This is a genomic window from Bacillus sp. G16 (assembly GCF_021282335.1).
GTDB lineage: Bacteria > Bacillota > Bacilli > Bacillales > Bacillaceae > Bacillus > Bacillus inaquosorum.
Genome location: NZ_JAJSOZ010000004.1, coordinates 306,394 through 324,278 on the forward strand (window position 1 = coordinate 306,394; position 17,885 = coordinate 324,278).

17 protein-coding genes are annotated in these 17,885 nt (G+C 43.8%); 4 read left to right on the forward strand and 13 right to left on the reverse strand.

Going from position 1 to position 17,885, the window contains the following annotated elements; all coding sequences use genetic code 11:
- Positions 1-13: 13 nt before the first annotated feature.
- The 5 genes from tpx to sppA form a co-directional block, all read right to left on the reverse strand.
- Complete coding sequence (gene tpx, locus LWH95_RS07115; RefSeq protein WP_003223506.1) at positions 14-517, reverse strand: thiol peroxidase; 504 nt, start codon at positions 515-517, stop codon at positions 14-16.
- A gap of 108 nt (positions 518-625) precedes the next feature.
- Complete coding sequence (gene ytfJ / locus LWH95_RS07120) at positions 626-1,081, reverse strand: GerW family sporulation protein (RefSeq protein ID WP_003237853.1); 456 nt, start codon at positions 1,079-1,081, stop codon at positions 626-628.
- A 13-nt stretch (positions 1,082-1,094) separates the two neighbouring features.
- Entirely contained in the window at positions 1,095-1,775 is a 681-nt protein-coding gene (locus LWH95_RS07125) for a DUF2953 domain-containing protein (protein ID WP_148982159.1), read from the reverse strand.
- A 74-nt stretch (positions 1,776-1,849) separates the two neighbouring features.
- The gene (locus tag LWH95_RS07130) at positions 1,850-2,344 is read right to left on the reverse strand and encodes an RDD family protein (protein ID WP_060399276.1); all 495 of its coding nucleotides are present in this window, start codon (positions 2,342-2,344) and stop codon (positions 1,850-1,852) included.
- A 12-nt stretch (positions 2,345-2,356) separates the two neighbouring features.
- Positions 2,357-3,364, reverse strand: coding sequence for a signal peptide peptidase SppA (gene sppA / locus LWH95_RS07135; RefSeq protein WP_232919223.1), 1,008 nt, complete (start codon positions 3,362-3,364; stop codon positions 2,357-2,359).
- Between the two features lie 184 nt (positions 3,365-3,548).
- Between sppA and LWH95_RS07140 the strand changes: the two genes are divergently transcribed.
- Positions 3,549-4,352, forward strand: a complete 804-nt coding sequence (locus tag LWH95_RS07140) for an NAD kinase (protein ID WP_003237863.1) — start codon at positions 3,549-3,551, stop codon at positions 4,350-4,352.
- A gap of 35 nt (positions 4,353-4,387) precedes the next feature.
- On the opposite strand, the gene LWH95_RS07145 is transcribed toward LWH95_RS07140, so the two are convergent.
- The 5 genes from LWH95_RS07145 to LWH95_RS07165 all read right to left on the reverse strand — a co-directional run bounded on the left by LWH95_RS07145 (position 4,388) and on the right by LWH95_RS07165 (position 10,418).
- Positions 4,388-5,974 (reverse strand): amidohydrolase, encoded by a 1,587-nt coding sequence (locus LWH95_RS07145; protein WP_232919224.1) that lies wholly within the window; start codon positions 5,972-5,974, stop codon positions 4,388-4,390.
- Positions 5,975-5,994: 20 nt separating this feature from the next.
- The gene (gene mbcS / locus LWH95_RS07150; RefSeq protein ID WP_232919225.1) at positions 5,995-7,584 is read right to left on the reverse strand and encodes an acyl-CoA synthetase MbcS; all 1,590 of its coding nucleotides are present in this window, start codon (positions 7,582-7,584) and stop codon (positions 5,995-5,997) included.
- Between the two features lie 178 nt (positions 7,585-7,762).
- Entirely contained in the window at positions 7,763-7,972 is a 210-nt protein-coding gene (sspA, locus tag LWH95_RS07155; RefSeq protein WP_003223491.1) for an alpha type acid-soluble spore protein SspA, read from the reverse strand.
- A 91-nt stretch (positions 7,973-8,063) separates the two neighbouring features.
- Positions 8,064-9,269: a tRNA uracil 4-sulfurtransferase ThiI gene (gene thiI / locus LWH95_RS07160; protein WP_019259184.1), complete on the reverse strand. Its 1,206-nt coding sequence runs from the start codon at positions 9,267-9,269 to the stop codon at positions 8,064-8,066.
- A gap of 3 nt (positions 9,270-9,272) precedes the next feature.
- Entirely contained in the window at positions 9,273-10,418 is a 1,146-nt protein-coding gene (locus tag LWH95_RS07165; RefSeq protein WP_232919226.1) for a cysteine desulfurase family protein, read from the reverse strand.
- 194 nt (positions 10,419-10,612) lie between these two features.
- On the opposite strand from LWH95_RS07165, the gene brnQ reads away from it, so the two are divergent.
- Positions 10,613-11,950 carry a branched-chain amino acid transport system II carrier protein gene (brnQ, locus tag LWH95_RS07170; RefSeq protein ID WP_133486454.1) on the forward strand — a complete coding sequence of 446 codons (1,338 nt, stop codon included), beginning with the start codon at positions 10,613-10,615 and terminating at the stop codon, positions 11,948-11,950.
- Between the two features lie 92 nt (positions 11,951-12,042).
- Here the strand turns inward: brnQ and ezrA are convergent, their stop codons facing one another.
- On the reverse strand, positions 12,043-13,731 hold the full coding sequence (gene ezrA, locus LWH95_RS07175; RefSeq protein ID WP_232919227.1) for a septation ring formation regulator EzrA: 1,689 nt from the start codon (positions 13,729-13,731) through the stop codon (positions 12,043-12,045).
- A gap of 196 nt (positions 13,732-13,927) precedes the next feature.
- On the opposite strand from ezrA, the gene hisJ reads away from it, so the two are divergent.
- Positions 13,928-14,734, forward strand: a complete 807-nt coding sequence (gene hisJ, locus LWH95_RS07180; RefSeq protein ID WP_003237875.1) for a histidinol-phosphatase HisJ — start codon at positions 13,928-13,930, stop codon at positions 14,732-14,734.
- Here hisJ and refZ read toward each other — a convergent pair.
- A complete protein-coding gene (gene refZ / locus LWH95_RS07185; RefSeq protein WP_003223478.1) occupies positions 14,731-15,354 on the reverse strand; it encodes a transcriptional regulator RefZ in 624 nt (207 codons plus the stop codon). The genes hisJ and refZ overlap by 4 nt on opposite strands.
- Before the next feature lie 126 nt (positions 15,355-15,480).
- Between refZ and LWH95_RS07190 the strand changes: the two genes are divergently transcribed.
- The gene (locus LWH95_RS07190) at positions 15,481-15,972 is read left to right on the forward strand and encodes a GAF domain-containing protein (protein WP_003237879.1); all 492 of its coding nucleotides are present in this window, start codon (positions 15,481-15,483) and stop codon (positions 15,970-15,972) included.
- A gap of 37 nt (positions 15,973-16,009) precedes the next feature.
- On the opposite strand, the gene LWH95_RS07195 is transcribed toward LWH95_RS07190, so the two are convergent.
- Positions 16,010-17,749 carry a diguanylate cyclase domain-containing protein gene (locus LWH95_RS07195; protein WP_232919228.1) on the reverse strand — a complete coding sequence of 580 codons (1,740 nt, stop codon included), beginning with the start codon at positions 17,747-17,749 and terminating at the stop codon, positions 16,010-16,012.
- Positions 17,750-17,885: the final 136 nt, after the last annotated feature.

Here is a 17,885-nt window from a genome sequence, read left to right on the forward strand (position 1 = left end):
CTTTTTTCCCTGCTTACTTCACTAATGCTTTGGCAGCCTCAATTGGCTTTTCATAGTTCGGGTGGTTTGTTGCTTCGCTTACATATTCAGCGTAAACGACTTTTCCGTTCTCATCAAGGACAAATACGGAACGCGCAAGCAGACGAAGTTCTTTAATATACACACCGAACGCTTCGCCGAATGACATATCTCTATGGTCAGACAGCGTTTCCACTTTGTCAATTCCGTTAGCACCGCACCAGCGCGCTTGTGCAAATGGAAGGTCTGCACTGATTGTATAGACGTTGACATCTCCAAGCTTTGCAGCTTCTTCGTTAAAACGGCGTGTTTGTGCATCACAAACACCTGTATCAATTGAAGGGATAACAGAAATAATCGTTACCTTTCCTTTCATATCAGCTAACGATTTTTCTTCAAGGCTGTTAGTCAGCACTGTGAAATCAGGGGCTTGATCTCCTACTTTCACTTCTTGTCCGACAAGTGTAACCGGACCGCCTTTAAATGTAATTTCAGCCATTATAATTCCTCCCTTTTGTATGTATGTCTCTATCATAGTAAAGTTTCCTGCAAACTGCAAAGTTTATGCCAAAAAAAAGTTAACTGCGGCCGGCGCAGTTAACCTTCTTTAATAATTCATATTGTTCATTTGGTTTTGATTTTGGCCCTGGCCTTGGTTCTTGTTATTTTTCTTGAACATTTGCTGGATGCGTTCAAGAGTTTGGGGGGCAGCGTCTAAAATTTTCTCAATCAAATGGGTATTTTCATCTAAATGAAGCATTCTGATGCCGGTCGATCCGACAATTAAAAACGCGATCGGCGTAATGGACACACCGCCCCCGCTTCCGCCTCCGAAAGGAAGTTTTTGTTCTCTTGTCTCATCGTCTTCTGATTTCTTTTCTGCCGGCTTTTGGCCAAACTCGCTTCCGCCTGCGGCGAATCCGAATCCAACTTTAGAAACAGTTAAAATCACGCTTCCATCCGGCGTTTCAACCGGATCTCCGATGATGGTGTTAACATCAATCATTTCCTTCAAGTTTTCCATTGCGGTTTTCATTAAACCTTGGATGGGATGGTCTGCCATTTACGCTTCCTCCTTAAACTGATGAATCTTTCTTTGAAGTCATTCGAGACGACGGATTCTTTTTTAATGCGGATAGCTCCCGTCCGTATTTGACGAATTTGAAAGCTGCAAGCATAGCATGTCCAAAGCGAAAAAAGAATATACACTGAAAATGGGTCTTGGAGACAGGGACCTGGAACGACGGAATCACTTCATAGACGGGTTTATTCACAAAGTCCAGATGGTCGTACAGCATCGCAGCGATACCGCCTTTCACACCCCATACAGCACCTGTTAACACACCTGTCACTGCTGCGTCCTGAATTCCGACAACTGTAACCCATTCGAGTTTTGTGATATGCAAATGCGCCAGAATAGAAGCGCCGGTTTTCCTTAAATTAGTAACTTGATGTACAAGCATTTCAATTTTTTTGATAGTTTGCTGCACATCATCAAACGTAATTTTTTTCTTGCTGCTGCTTTTTTTCACTTTAGATGTTGATTTATGTTTGAGATCGACTGTTCCATCATTTTTGTTCACCTTAATCGCCGGAATTGTTTTTTTAACCCGGATCAGGCCAAACAGCGCTGTGATCTTCAAAGTCATTTTGTCGTTATCATCAGCGTGAAGATACTCTGCAGCGACATAAATTTTCATTCTGAGAAGCAGCACGATACCTATTAGAATAAGAATGGCTGTCAGCACATATACCATACTCTTCACTTCCTCTAGGAGCATTATCGCCAATTCAGAAAAAAATAAACCCGGACGAGGTCCGGGTTTATCAGTTATTTGCGGTATAGTTTTTCATGCACCACAGTCGTATCTGCAATGTAATCATGAATTCCCTGCTTTGTGGGTGAAAAAGCAACGACGATATATAAAATCCAAATCTTATCGATATACCGTCCGACTACTTCACGGAAAATCACTGTGCTCCATGTCAGCTTACGATCCGCCTTCACAGAAACCACTTTGAGGCCGAACACCATTTTTCCAAGCGTCTGCCTGAAGCATTTTGTCATCAGCGCAAAATAGGCAAGATACACAACAAGCGTTGTCACGCTGTAGGCCGAGAAGGTGAACATGCCGGATGTTTTCGGCAGATCCAATACGGTAAAGAGGGGAGAAACAAGTAAATGATTTAATCCCCATACAACAAGCCAATCAAGCAGGAAAGCCCAGAAACGAACCCAAAAGCCCGCATAGGCATGTGTCAGCTGCTCCGCTTCTTGCGGGCCTTTCATGTCATTGCGCTCTAACTCTTCATATGTCGCGTCCATTATTGATCCCTCCTACTTCGCATAGAGATACATCATTCTTGGCGAACCGGATTGTGAAAGAATTTCTCTCATGTTCAGAAAATCGATTTCACTCTTAAACATTTTGTTCGCGCCCATGGTAAACAGTGAGCCTAAACCGAAGCTTTCCTCGTAAGAAATGACAGAGGCGTTTTTCAAATCCTTATGATCCTTTTTCATCGCTGAAATGGTATCGTCATAAAAACCAAGCTCATCAACGAGGTTCAGTTTTTTCGCCTGCCGTCCGTCATACACGCGTCCGTCCGCAATTTTCTTTACCTCTGCTTTCGACATGCCGCGGCCATCAGAAATGACATCAACAAAGCCTTCATACGAATTATCAACCATGGATTGCATGATGTTCTTTTCTTCTTTCGTCATCTCACGGGAAGGAGACATAATGTCCTTATGAGCCCCGCTCTTAATTGTTTCAAAAGAAATGCCGAGGTTATCAGCAAGCTTTGAATAATTGACGCTTTCCATAATGACGCCGAGTGACCCAGTCAGAGTTTCCGGTGTCGCAAAAATTTTATCAGCCGCCGTTGAGATATAATAACCGCCGGATGCTGCCATCGATCCCATCGACACGTAAATCGGTTTTTTCGTTTCTTTCTTGATTTCTTCCAGCTTCTTATGTATTTCAGCACTTTCATATACTCCGCCGCCCGGAGAATTCACCTTCAGAACGATGCCTTTGACTGCCTTGTCATCTTTTGCATGTTCAAGGTTTTTTAAGAACGTTCTGTGGTTATATCCGTCTGAACCGAGCAGACTGCTTGAATCCCCATTATCCTGAATGGTGCCGCTGACCTCCAATACGGCAATTTTACTTGAGAGACTGCCGTTTTCCAGCGTCTTTTCCTGCGATTCATCCGTCAGTGATGTGAGATCCGTTTGAGCCCCTTTGACGCTTTCAAAGAAACTCATTGAGATACTGACGATGATAGACACGCCGAAAATCCCCAAGGCAATAACTAATGCGATCCATCTTTTTGCATTCATTTTTTCTCCTCCTTTTCCCAAACCCTCTCATTATACGATTCAATATGAAAAATGTTTCAATTGATGAGAAAGCTCCGGCTTAACGGGCTGCCGGTAAACGTGGTACACTTATGGCCAAAGGTATTTTATCACAAATACTGGATGGCAGAAAAACTTAAATATGACAGCAAAGGGGAAATGGGATATGACCGATCAACGCCGTAATGTTTATTTTTTTCACAAGCAGGACCAGGAAACAAACGAACAAGTCAGCTCCTTAACGCAATTGGCTGAAGAGTATGGATTTACCGTTGTGAATCAGCACTCAGACGCCAATATTATCGCAAGCATTGGCGGGGACGGCACATTTTTGCAGGCAGTCAGAAAGACGAATTTCCGGGACGACTGCTTGTACGTCGGCATTACCAAAAAGGGGAAAGCTCATTTATATTGCGACTTTCATAGTGATGAGCGCGAAAAAATGGTCGATGCGATGACGTTTGAACAAATTGAAGTCAGAAAATATCCGCTGATTGAAGTGACAGTCGATAACGCCAGCCCTTTTCACTGCTTAAACGAGGTTTCCATCCGTTCAAGCATCATAAAAACCTTTGTGATGGACGTGCTGATCGATGATCTGCACTTTGAAACATTTAGGGGAGACGGAATGATTATCTCAACACCTACAGGCAGCACTGCATATAACAAGTCCGTTGCAGGAGCGGTTGTTGATCCGCTGCTCCCATGTATGCAGGTATCTGAGCTTGCTTCCCTGAACAATAACACCTACCGGACACTCGGCTCGCCATTTGTCCTTAGCTCTGACCGAAAGCTGACCCTTCGAGTGGTGCAAGACGGCAATGAGCACCCGATCATCGGCTTGGACAATGAAGCACTCAGTACGAGAAACGTGAAAACGATCGAAATTAAACTGTCTGATAAGAAAATCAAAACAGTCAAACTAAAGGACAATTCATTTTGGGAGAAAGTGAAGCGTACTTTTTTATAGGAAATGAAAAGGACAGGCAGCTGCCTGTCCTTTTATTATTTCTCATATACAATCTGGCCGTTGATCACGGTTTTTTTAATGTCTAAAAGATGAAGCTGTGCAGGATCAATTGTAAACGGATCATTGCTGAGAACCGTAAAATCCGCGTCATAGCCTTCGGCAATTTTTCCGCGTGTCTTCTCTTTATAAATGATCCCGGCGCTTCCCTCTGTATAGAGCTTAATCGCTTCATACACAGTTAAACATTCGCTTTCATTATAGCTCGGACCGTTTACCTCATGGCTGCTTTTCCGGAGCACCGCGGACTGAATGCCAAGAAGCGGGTCAACTGGCTCAATCGGTGCGTCAGAGCCGCCCGCGCATAAAATGCCTTTAGACATGAGCGTTTTCCACGCAAAGGCTGTGTTCATCCGGTCTTTTCCGAGACGGTCAATGACCCACGGAAAATCACTGGCAACGAAATGAGGCTGAAGATCAAGCGCGATCGGCATGCGTGCTGCTTTTTCGATTAATTCATCATCCAGCACTTGGGCATGAATCAGCCGATCATGCCGACCGTTTCGGGGTGGATGCTTCTCAATTGCATTCAGCACTTTTTCAAAAGCTAAATCGCCGATTGCATGAACGGCAACCTCCATGCCTTTTTCTCTCGCTTTTTGAATGAGCCGGCCAAGGGTTTCATCATCATGAACTTGAACACCATTAGTGGATGGATCGTCCTGATATGGTTCTTTTAATAAAGCCGTTCTTCCGCCAAGCGCTCCGTCAGCAAAGATTTTCATCGCACCGAACTCCACATACGGACCGGATGGCTTCTCCAGCTGCTCCCAGCGATCGACTGCTTCGTGATGAACGAGCAAATGACAGCGGAACGGATACTTTCCGCTGGCGGCAGCTTTCCCATAAGCTTTCATCGGCACCGAAGCATCACCATAATAGGACAAGTCTTCCGAATGTCCGCCCGTCAGTCCTTTCGTCCAGCAATCTTCTATCGCAGCCGTAAGCGCCTCATCAACATAGTGCTGGGAGACTGGCGGGACAGCCTTCAGAATCAAATCCTGAGCCTTATCAAACAGAAGCCCGATCGGCTCGCCATTTGTATCTTTTACGATGACTCCGCCGTCAGGGTCAGGAGTACTTTGTGAAATCCCTGCCGCTTGAAGAGCCGCAGAATTGACAGCTATCGCATGCCGGCAGATTCGCTTGAGCAAGACGGGCCTGTCGGGAAATAAACGATCAAGATCATCCTTAGTCAAATAGTCCGGTGTCTCAAACTGATTTTCATTCCAGCCCTCTCCAATGAGCCAATCGCCTTCAGGCAGCTGCCGCTCTCTTTCCTTCGCAGCCTGCAAAATAGCTTCCTTCGACGTCAGTGCAGACAGATCGAGCTGAAGCTGTTTCTCCCCGTGGCCGATCAAATGTAAATGGCTGTCGACAAATCCGGGAAACATCACTGCCCCGTCCAGGCTGATTTCTTCTGTTTCCGGAGACCCGTACTTTTTCTGCAGAAGCTCATAGCTGCCGATGCCCTTTATGACACCATCCTCAACATAAACTGCCTCTGTCCGATCGCCTTCTTCGAGCATCGTATAAATGAAACCGCCGTGCCATATCGCCTTCATTCACGTTCACTCTCTTTCTTTTACGCCTTTTTATTGGCTTTGAGCTGTTCTTCACGTTTTCTTAATTCCACTCGTCTGATTTTTGCAGAAGCCGTTTTCGGCAGGCTTTCCACAAATTCTATCTCTCTAGGATATTTGTATGGAGCGGTAATGGTCTTCACATGATTTTGCAGAATTTTGACAAGCTCATCACTGCGTTTTTCGTGATCTTGCAGGACAACGTACGCCTTAACGATGGAGCCTCTGATTTCATCAGGGCTTGCGACAACAGCACATTCTTTTACTTCAGGGTGCTTAACGAGCGCGTCTTCCACTTCGAATGGCCCGATCGTGTAGCCGGAGCTGATAATGATATCGTCATTTCGGCTTTCAAACCAAAAGTAACCATCCTCATCTTTTTTTGCTCTGTCTCCTGTTAGGAAATAATCGCCGCGAATTTGTGTTTTCATTCTATCCGGATCTTTATAATATTCTTTAAAGAGCGCCGGCGTGCTGAGGTGAACAGCGATATCTCCAACCTCACCAGGTTTGCAGATTTCACCGTCTTCATTAATGATCTCCACCTGATTTCCCGGTGTCGGTTTTCCCATGCTTCCAGGTTTAATATCCATATCTTTTAAGACACCAACTAAAAGCGTGCTTTCTGTTTGGCCATATCCGTCCCGCACCTTAATGCCGAAGTGCTTTTGAAAAACATCAATGACTTCACGGTTGAGCGGCTCGCCTGCGGAAACAGCGCTGTGCAGGGCAGAAAGATCATAGCGGTCCAAGCCTTCGACCTTCGCCATTAAGCGGTATTCCGTCGGCGTACAGCAGAAGACATTGATATTGTAGCGGTTTAAAAGTTCTAAATATTTTTCTGCTTTGAATCTTCCGTGGTACACAAAACCAGTTGCTCCGCTGCCGAGTACCGCTAAAAATGGGCTCCACACCCACTTTTGCCAGCCTGGGGCAGCAGTTGCCCAGACGGTATCCTTTTCAGAAATATCAAGCCAAGCGCCGGCAGATGTTTTTAAATGAGCAAATGCCCAACCATGTGTATGTACAACACCTTTAGGCTGACCTGTTGTTCCGGATGTATAAGATAAGAAAGCCATATCATCTCTTGTTGTGTCAGCTGTTTTAAATTGGCTTCCGTCCGCTTCAATCGATAAGAGATTTTTCCAGCCGGCATCGTTTTCGCCAATAGAGAGCTTAATCAGTTTGTCAGCAGTACTGACATCACGGAAAGCGCCAATAAATGCAGAATAGACGATAGCGCCTTTCACTTCGGCATGTTCAATCCGGTATTCAAGATCTTTCGCACGAAGCATTTCAGAGCATGGAATGACTACCATTCCTGATTTCAGGATAGCCAAATAAACAGCATAGGCTTCAAGCACCCGCGGAACCATTACAATCAGCTTGTCTCCCTTTTTAAATCCAAGGTCAGCCAAAGCCGCTCCGATTTTATTTGTTTCTTCCATCAGCTTTTCATATGACCAAGATTCTTGCTTGCCTGACTCATCCTCCCATAGAAGGGCGGTTTTTTGTCCAGCGGCACTGAACTTTTCCATTTCATTTACTAAATTATATTGCTTAGGGGCAATTAGATCTTCTCGTTTTAACACGAACAACTCCTCACTTTCTCCACCCATTATACATAAATACAGGCTCTTTCCGTAAGGATATGCCTAAAATCAAGCTCTGTAAACATAGGATTTTATAGGCCGCTGGTCCTTTTTTTTTATATAAAATGAAAAAGAGTGGGGAGAACCCCACTCCTAAGCCATTATGTGAAATTGTAAATTAGAATTGTCCTCCGCCCATGTTTTGTTGAGCAAAAGATACAAGACGTTTTGTGATCTCTCCTCCAACAGAACCGTTAGCGCGAGAAGTTGTGTCTGCTCCAAGGTTTACACCGAATTCAGAAGCGATTTCTAATTTCATTTGGTCGATAGCTTGAGCAGCTCCTGGTACTAAAAGGTTGTTGCTGTTACCTGAGTTATTGTTAGCCATGTGTCTCACCTCCTTGTGAGTATAGAATGTGTTAAAACACATGGCTTCATTCAAAAAAACTTTGGTAATTGTATACAGGAACCGGAGCTGATTAAAAGAGCTCTGTGAATTTATCGTTTGCTTCTTGTTCGCTATACAGCGTCATTGTCTCAATGTTTTCAACCGCTTCTTGAATATACGGCTCAAAATCAACAAAGCTTTCAAAGTGTTCGATTTTTTCTTTTTTAGGACGTGTTTTCGGGCTTGGCGGCGTAAAGATCGTGCAGCAGTCTTCAAACGGCTGAATGCTTGTCTCATATGTGCCGATTTCCCGTGATTTTTCGATGATTTCTGTTTTATCCATACCGACTAACGGACGCAAAATCGGTGTTGTCGTCACCGCATTAATCGCATACATGCTTTCAAGCGTTTGGCTCGCTACCTGACCGAGGCTTTCTCCCGTAATGATGGCAAGCCCGTTTCTCTTTTCTCTGATTCTGTCGGCAATTTGAAGCATGAGGCGGCGGGTTGCCGTCATTGTGTAGTTCTCAGGAATTTGTTTTTGGATGAGCTCTTGCGTTTTTGTAAACGGAACGATATGAAGCGTCATGCTTCCCCCAAAGCGGGACAGGCATTTTGCCAGATCCATTACCTTTTGCTTTGCGCGCTCGCTTGTGTATGGCGGGCTGAAGAAATGAACAGCTTCTACCGACAATCCCCGTTTCATCGCATAAAAACCGGCCACAGGGCTGTCAAAACCGCCGGAAAGCATCAGCATCGCTTTACCTGCTGAACCAACGGGCAGGCCGCCTGCACCTTTTTCATCGCGAATCGTCAAAAAGGTCGCTTCCTCCCTGATTTCGATTCTGAGCGGGATGTCAGGATTGCGGACATCGACTGTCAAACCTTCTGTATTTCGCAAAATATGGCCGCCGATTTCAGCGTTCATTTGATTTGTATCCAATTCAAATTGTTTATAGGCTCTCTTCGTCGCGACTTTAAACGTATCACCAGGCTGATACTGATCCTCGATCGCCTGCAGAGCAGTTGCCTTAATATCATCAAGGCGGCTGTCACACTTAATCGCCAGGCTGAAGCTTTGAATGCCAAACACCTGCTTTAAATGAGGAAAAAGAGCCTCTGGATCTTCTCCATTTAATGTAATCGTCATGCGGTCCCGATTGGAAAAGTATTTTAAGTTCGGATAGTCTTTCAAAACGAGTCTGACGTTTTGCTTTAAGCGCTCAATAAAGCTTTTTCTGTTTTTGCCTTTTGTCGAAATTTCCCCAAAACGAATTAATATATGATCGTAATTCATGTTCTACCTCATCATTTTCTTTAATTTTTTGATGCCAGGACGCAGCGCGTTCATAAACGGTTCTGCCACATCGCTTGTCTGGCTGTAGTTTAAGCTGATTCTAATGCTGCTTCCGGCAATTTGCTCTCCCTTACCCATCTGTAAGAGAACTTTGCTGGGTTTATGTTCTTTTGCCGAGCAGGCCGATGTTGTTGAGACGAATATATCCTGTTCCTCAAGCATGTGTAAAAGCACCTCTGCTTTAATCCCCGGAACAGAGAAATTAATAATGTGCGGCGCACTATTTAGTTGAGGCGTGTTGACAACGACACCTTCAATTTCACTCAGCCTCTTCATAAATAATTCCTTTGCGGCAGCCATTGTGTCAAGCCGGGTCTCAAAGTCAGCTGCGGCAAGATTAATGGCTTTGGCAAGCGAAACCGCACCCGCAGTATGTTCCGTTCCGGCCCGTATGCCTTTTTGCTGAGAGCCCCCCGTTATGAGCGGGATAAGGCGTGTTCCTTCTTTTACAATAAGTGCGCCTGTCCCCTTCAGCCCGTGAAATTTATGCCCGGAAATTGAACACAGATCAATGCCGGCCTTTTCAATTGCCAATGGCACTTTATAGATGCCCTGCACATAATCGACGTGGAACAAAATGTTCGGGTGCTCCTTCAGCACTTCCCCTGCCGCTTCAATCGGCTGCACGGAACCGACTTCATTGTTCACATGCATCATACTGACAAGCACAGTATCAGGACGGATGGCTTTTTTTAATTCTTCTATTGAAACAAATCCGTCTTCATTCACTGAAAGATAAGTGACGTCAAACCCGAATAGCTCTGTCAGCTGTTCTAACGATTCCGTAACGGATGGATGTTCGATAGAAGTGGCTATGATATGTTTGCCTGTTTTTATTTTTGACAACACCGCTCCTTTTAAAGCCGCATTGTTGGCTTCTGTGGCGCCTGACGTAAATACAATATCATATTTTTTTAGGCCTAAGGACCTTTTGATTTGATTTTTGGTTGCCTGAAGCAGCTGTTCCGTTTCGGCTCCATATCGGTGCAAAGATGAAGGATTGCCAAAATATCGGCTGCTTGTCTGTTCATACACGTTCAAGACTTCATCGTAAGGCTTCGTCGTTGAACTATTATCTAAATATATCATCTTTTTTACTCCTTTATGAAAGCGGTACAAGGTATGATATTTATGTTACCATAACAAATTTTAATAGAAAATTACGAAAAACTAGTATTGACTTCTAAATTTTTTACCATATAATAAGATTTGTTCGTTTCGTCATATTATCTGACAATTAATTGACAGAATATTTTAACATAATTATTAGGAGGATTTTTTTCATGAAACACTCACTGCCTGTCAAAGATACCATTATTATTGGTTTCATGCTATTTGCGTTATTCTTTGGAGCAGGAAATATGATTTATCCGCCGGAACTTGGACAAGCAGCCGGACACAACGTCTGGAAGGCCATCGGCGGATTTTTACTGACTGGGGTAGGCCTGCCGCTTCTCGGTATTATCGCCATCGCATTAACCGGCAAGGACGCTAAAGGACTTGCTGATAAAGCTCACCCTGTTTTCGGCACAGTCTTTACTGTCGTGCTTTATTTATCAATCGGACCATTATTTGCTATCCCGAGAACAGGGACTGTTTCATATGAAATCGGCGCTGTTCCGTTTTTGACTGGCGTACCAGAAAGACTTTCTTTATTTGTATTCACACTGATCTTTTTCGGAATTACGTACTATTTAGCGTTAAACCCATCCAAGGTTGTGGACCGGGTCGGAAAAATTCTTACTCCAATCAAATTCACCATTATTTTAGTGATTGTTCTTAAAGCCATTTTCACACCGATGGGCGGATTGGGTGCAGTTACAGAAGCATATAAAGGAACACCGGTATTTAAAGGATTTTTAGAAGGCTACAAAACAATGGACGCACTTGCTTCAATCGTATTTGGTGTTGTTGTTGTAAATGCTGTAAAAAGCAAAGGCGTTACACAGTCTAAAGCTCTTGCCGCTGCATGTATTAAAGCGGGTGTGATTGCCGCTTTAGGACTGACATTCATTTATGTATCCCTTGCATACCTGGGTGCAACAAGCACGAACGCCATCGGTCCTGTTGGCGAAGGAGCTAAAATTTTATCTGCGTCTTCCCATTATTTATTCGGTTCATTAGGCAACATCGTACTCGGTTCAGCGATTACAGTCGCATGTTTAACAACAAGCATCGGCCTTGTCACTTCTTGCGGCCAGTACTTTTCAAAGCTTATCCCGGCATTATCATATAAAATTGTCGTTACGATTGTCACGTTATTCAGCTTGATCATTGCGAATTTCGGACTCGCGCAAATTATCGCGTTCTCTGTTCCTATTTTATCAGCTATCTATCCGCTTGCCATTGTCATTATTGTTCTTTCATTTATTGATAAGCTCTTTAAGGAAAGACGCGAAGTGTACATCGCATGCTTGATCGGTACAGGATTATTCAGTATTTTAGACGGCATCAAAGCAGCCGGCTTTTCACTTGGATCTTTAGATGCGTTTCTAAGTGCGAATCTTCCTCTTTACAGTCTCGGCATCGGCTGGTTGCTTCCAGGAATCATCGGAGCGGTTATCGGCTATGTGCTTACCTTATTTATTGGCCCATCCAAACAGCTTAAAGACATAAATTAAAGTCACAGAACGCCTGCGTTATTGCGCAGGCGTTTTATAATGAAAAAGAGCCCGCTTATTACAATGCGGGCTCTTTTTCATATCGTGATTGATTAAGCGGATATATCAGCTTTGATTTTTGCAACTGCACCTGGCGCAGCTTTCTCTACAGCGGCAGCTGCAATTTCATAAGAATCTTCATAGTCAAAAGCATAAAAACGTCTTTCCGCTTCTTTCAGCTGTTCAGATAAAATATGGTTCTGGCTTCTGAACCGGTTTCCGAACTGAATGATTTTTTCAATGAGGATCACCTGCTCGACAAGTTCCTCTGATTCCCGGCTTGCCCTGTTGACAATATCCTCAGCTTGCTTCAAATGGGCTCCGGCTTCTTCCATATTTAAAGGGAGTTCGTTTAATTGATTGACTGTTTCATGAATGTGATGATGCGCATTTTCCAGCATCTCTTGAATATGACTCGGAATGCCTGGAATGTTGCTTGTCTTCAGCAGTCTTGCTGTCTCAGAAATTGTTTTTTTCAAATTACTGAGCGTCTCTCTCGCCTGAAGCTCTTCTTTTCTCAGCGCTTGCAGCTTTTCACGGTATTCGGCATGATCTTTTTTCACTTCTTCAATCTGCTTCTCTATTGAAGCAACCTCTTCTACTAAAAGAGAGTAGGCGACATGCTCTGCATCGAGCTTATCTTTAACGGATGAGAGCAGCTTGCCAATCTCATCAAGGCGCTTTTCAAAGGCCTGCTGTTTGCCGAGCTCGCCAGCTGTCAGTCTGTAACTTTCCTTCACCAGCTCAGTTTCCGCCTTTGTATGCTCTTTCTCTTCTTTCAGCTTGTCATAAGCAATGATCAATTCAGGCATTTTGCTAAGAACAGATTGGCCGGCTTCGACTTCACCCTCCAGCTGCTGATAAACAGATTGAATATTTTCGTCTATGAGCTGCAGAATTGCGGACGCTTCATCAATATCCAGCTCAGTCATCAAGACATGTTCCGCCCGTTTCAACTGATTTGACAGATTTTCTAATTCCTTATCAAGCTGGATATGCTCAAGCTTATACCCTTTCTCTTTCATTTCGCGATAGCCGTCCTTGAGCTTTGCAATCTGGCCGGGCACCGTCTGCTTGCAGTCCGCTAACAGCTTCGGCACGTCATCTATGTATGACTGAAGCCTTTCAAGATTGCGGTCCTGTTCAAGCAGCACTTTTCGTGCGGTAATATAGTTTCCGCCTTCTGTTTCTTCTTCAAATTGTTTGATCCCGCTCCAAATTTCGTCAAGATCCTTTTCAAGGCTGTCATAAAGCTCCCCGTAAAGATGGCTGTAAGCCAGCAGGTTTTTTCGCGATTTTGAATAACGCTCTCTCACCAGTTCAATCTCTTCACGGCTCTTTTCCTCACTTGTGACAAGGTCGCTGATTTCCCGCAGAATCTTTTCAATGTTCGATTCGGCCGCTGTCAGCAGGTCGTCGATATGAACGAGCACTTGATTGGCTTTTTTAAATCGGTATTTGTCTGCATTTTCCTCGGCATCATAAAGGAGCTCTTCAACTTTCGGCATATGGGCTGTGACAATCTCATCCCATTCTTCACGCCACTTCTCAAAGAACTCTTCTGTCTGACCCGTCATTTTCAAATGTTTGATTTTGGACATTTCTTCCACAATCGACCGGTTCAGAATTTCAATCTTCCACGATTCCAGCCGGTCGATTTCGGCGTAGATTTTTTTCCTGAAAAAGTAGCCTGCCGCAAACAGCGCAAGCAGTACAATTAATAATCCAATGACAAACTCCATAATGAGCCCCCTTGCTGTTAACCTTAATCTGTCAGGGTGTTTTATTTATTCAGAAAGATTTCAGGATATGTATTGAGAAAAACTGTCGTTTTCATTGTTATTATGATACCATGTAACCAACATTTTTTGACCAGAAATCAAAAACTTTTTGTGCAAAATCGGCAGGATTTGACTATTTTTTCACGGGGTGACGCCAATGCAAAAGCGAGACGGACATATTCACACACCATTTTGCCCTCACGGCTCAAATGACACACTCAGACAATATGCAGAAGAAGCCTTAAAGAAAGGCTTTAAATCGATTACTTTTACCGAACATGCCCCATTGCCTTCCTCTTTTACTGATCCGACGCCGCTAAAAGACAGCGCGATGGCGCAAGCCTCTATGGAACGCTATATCGATGAAATTTCCGGATTAAAAAAAGAATATCGCGGACAGCTTACCATACGAACGGGGCTTGAGGTCGATTATATTGCTGAATTTGAAGATGAGATTACATTATTTCTGGACACATACGGGCCATATTTAGATGACAGCATCTTATCCGTTCATTTTTTGCGCGCAGGTTCTTCCTATCTGTGCCTTGATTATGATGAGCATACCTTTCAAGAGCTGATTTCAGCCTGCGGAAGCATTGAAGCTGTATACGAACAGTATTACCGCAGCATCTATTCTTCCATTGTAGCATCTCTCGGCGGCTATAAGCCAAAAAGAGTCGGTCACATCACACTCGTCCAAAAATTCATCAAGCTGTTTCCGTACAGCATGTCTGAACATATTCGCGGACTCGTTTCTCAGTGCCTGCATGCCATTGAAGAAAACGGAATGGAGCTCGACTTCAATACTTCCGGATTAAGAAAAACATACGCAGGCGGCATTTATATCGAGGATTGGATGCTGAATGAAGCGAAGCAAAAGAAGATCCCGCTTGTGTTCGGGTCTGATGCCCATCAAGCGGGAGATGTCGGATACGCATATGAGGCGTTTTTGGAGCAGTGTTAATTGATGAGCGCCACGTCTCCTGTCCGGAAGACGCTTCTGATCCAAATCTTGATTTCTTCAAAATACATTTTATAAAAGTACGGCTCGTGCGGCTGCATGTAGAGCACTTCCGAAATATATTGAGGCTGGAGATAAGGCATCATCAAGAGAGATTTTAATTGGAGAATAAAATGAGGCAGCGGCAGCGTTAAATGTTCACGCTGTTTTTCTCCTTCCTCAATGATCAGCTGGAATATATACTTTTCCTTCATTAGATATGTCGACATAATTTCTCTGATTAACGTGGAGTCGATCGTGACTTCCCGGTAGACAAAACGAGTTAATTGACGATGATTATGCTGATAGGATAAAATATCGAAAACCAATTGGAGCAGCTGTTCCTGCGTGCTTTGAGAAGAGATATTGCCTGCCGCTGTTTCAAGCGTTTTGCTGTAGCCTTCGTAAAACTCTGAAACTAAGTGTTCCATCAAACCTCCTTTGCCTTTAAAATAGTAGGAGATGTGCGCAACATTTACATCGGCTGACTTTGCGATTTCACGGACAGACGTGCCAGAAAATCCTTTTTGGTTAAAGAGCATGACAGCAGATTCAATAATTTTGTCTTTGGTGCTTACTTTCATTCGGCTCACTCCTTCCTCTTGATACTATTCAAGCAGAAGACCGCTGTTCCTGTAAGAACTTATCGACAAATGCCGGCAGAAAAGCCGGAACTTTGTTTTATATTATAGAAAAAGTGAGGGTTTTCCATGTTCCATGTCGAAAAACAATCTGGAGATAAAGAAAAAGACTATCAGCTTCTGCTAAAACAGCTCGAAGCCATGATCGAAGACGAAACAGATCAAATTGCAAACTATGCAAATGCTTCAGCGCTCCTTTATCATACGTTGCCTGAAGTGAACTGGGCGGGTTTCTATTTTGCCAAAGAAGAGGATGGACAGCTTGTGTTAGGGCCGTTCCAAGGTCTGCCGGCATGTGTTCGGATTCCTTTCGGCAGAGGCGTTTGCGGCACAGCATATGCAAACGGAAAAGTGGAGCGTGTTGAGGACGTTCATGCGTTTCCGGGACACATCGCCTGCGATGCTGCTTCTCAATCAGAAATTGTGCTTCCGATTCATGTAGGCGGAAAAGTTGTCGGCGTCTTGGACATCGACAGTCCAGTAAAAAACCGTTTCGACGAAATTGATGAAAAGTACTTATCACAATTTGCCGAAACGCTTGAAAAAGCGTTAGCACAGTAACATAAAAGCCCAAAACTGATATTGTTTTGGGCTTTTTTTATTTTATTGATTCGTGAACCATCAAGCGGTTTTTTCCGTTTCGTTTCGCGCTGTAGAGCGCTTCATCAGCCTCATGCACAAGCTCTTTCAGGGACTTTCTTGTTTCTGCCGTCCAGCAGGAAATCCCGCAGGATATGGTCACCTCGGGTTTCGTGTTTTTTCTGACCGCATATACCAGTCTCTCAGTAATCCGTTTTCCCACCGCAACCGTCACATTCGGCAAATAAATCGCCAGCTCCTCGCCTCCCCAGCGGGCGCCGACATCATGCTTGCGGATGTTGCTTTTAATCACCGAAGCGACTTGAATTAAAATCTCGTCCCCAGTCTGATGTCCGTACGTATCATTTACATTCTTGAAATTATCTATATCAACAAGAATAAAAACACCCTTTTGGTGGATTTTCATGCTGTATTGAATTTTTTCATCTAAATACACCCTTGAATACAGCTCAGTCAGCTGATCTGTTTTCACAAGATGCTCAAGGCGGTCCCGGAGCATTGAGTTGGTTACAGCCAGTGTCGCGTGATGGATCAGCGCCTGAAACAGCTTGTACATTTCAAAAGTAAAAGCGTACATCTCCTGTTTCAATAAAACCGCAAAGCCTAAAAGCCGGTCATTCTCAATCATCGGAACGGCCATCAGCGAGCCGTAGCCGGCCTTCCCGAAAACAGACTGGCCATTTCCGATAAAAACCCCTTTTTCCCCTTCATACAGCTTTTCTTTCAATTCATGATAAAAATCAGATGGCTTCGCTTCTTTGAAAAACGCTGTGCTGCCGGGGAGCAATGTTAGGTTTTCAAAATGGTCTATATGAAAAAAACCGACTTCTTCCGCTTGGAACGATTCTGCCATTCTCACAGCCAGATCATTCATCGTATCGGTCAGCGTCAGCCGCTGATTCAGGCGGCGTGACGTTTCATTGATCAATTCCAAATTTGCGATGCTTGCTTTTGATTGTTCATAGAGCTGGGCATTTTCAAACGCTTTTCCTGCCGCGTTTGCTATCAGCGACATTTCGTCAAGATAGGCGTCAGTAATAAAACTGCCTCCCGTTCCTTCAGCCATCAAAACTCCGTACGTTCCCTGCTGTCCTTTTATCGGAATGTAGGCGGCAGATTCATTTTTCCGCAAAATATCTCCGGTCAAATACACTTTGAGAGCGAAGGAATCGGATTTTTCCCCTTCCATATACAGCTCTTTTGCAGGAACGCCTAAACATTGATCTTGGTCGTGCGATATAAATAAAGAGAACTTAAACAGAGAAAACGTGCGGGTTAAGCTTTCTAAAAGCTGCTTCAGCACCTCTGTCTGATCAAGCAGTGAATGGAACAGCTCAGTCATTTTATATATCTTTTTTTGATAGATCGTTTTGATATAGAGTCTTTCCTGTTTGTTTGACTGGTTTAAAAATGAAGCAACCACGTCCGGAAGCCCTTCAGGAATCTCTCCATCCTGTCTGCAGGTAAGGTGAAAGCGCCTGCCAGAGACGTCCTCAATCTTATAAAATGAAGCGTTTATTTTATAAGCGGAAAAACGCACTTCATCATCTGCCACATTTGCCACAGAGTCTGATGGTGACGGTGTAAGCGAAATACAAAGGGATGAAAAATAGGTTTGAATAGCCGAAGTCAGCCATATGAAAGAGTCGGTGAATGTAACTTTTTCAGATTTGGTCAATAAAAAATCGAGCATATGATAATGAAAGGCGGATAATTGATCTTTTGTTTGTTCTACCATGTTTTTATCACCTAAAAGTTTACCACTAATTTTTGTTTATTATATCATAAACGGTGAATCAATAATGGAGGAATGGTTGACTTCAAAACAAATAAATTATATAATGACCTTTGTGTGAAATATTGCAGCCTTTTTG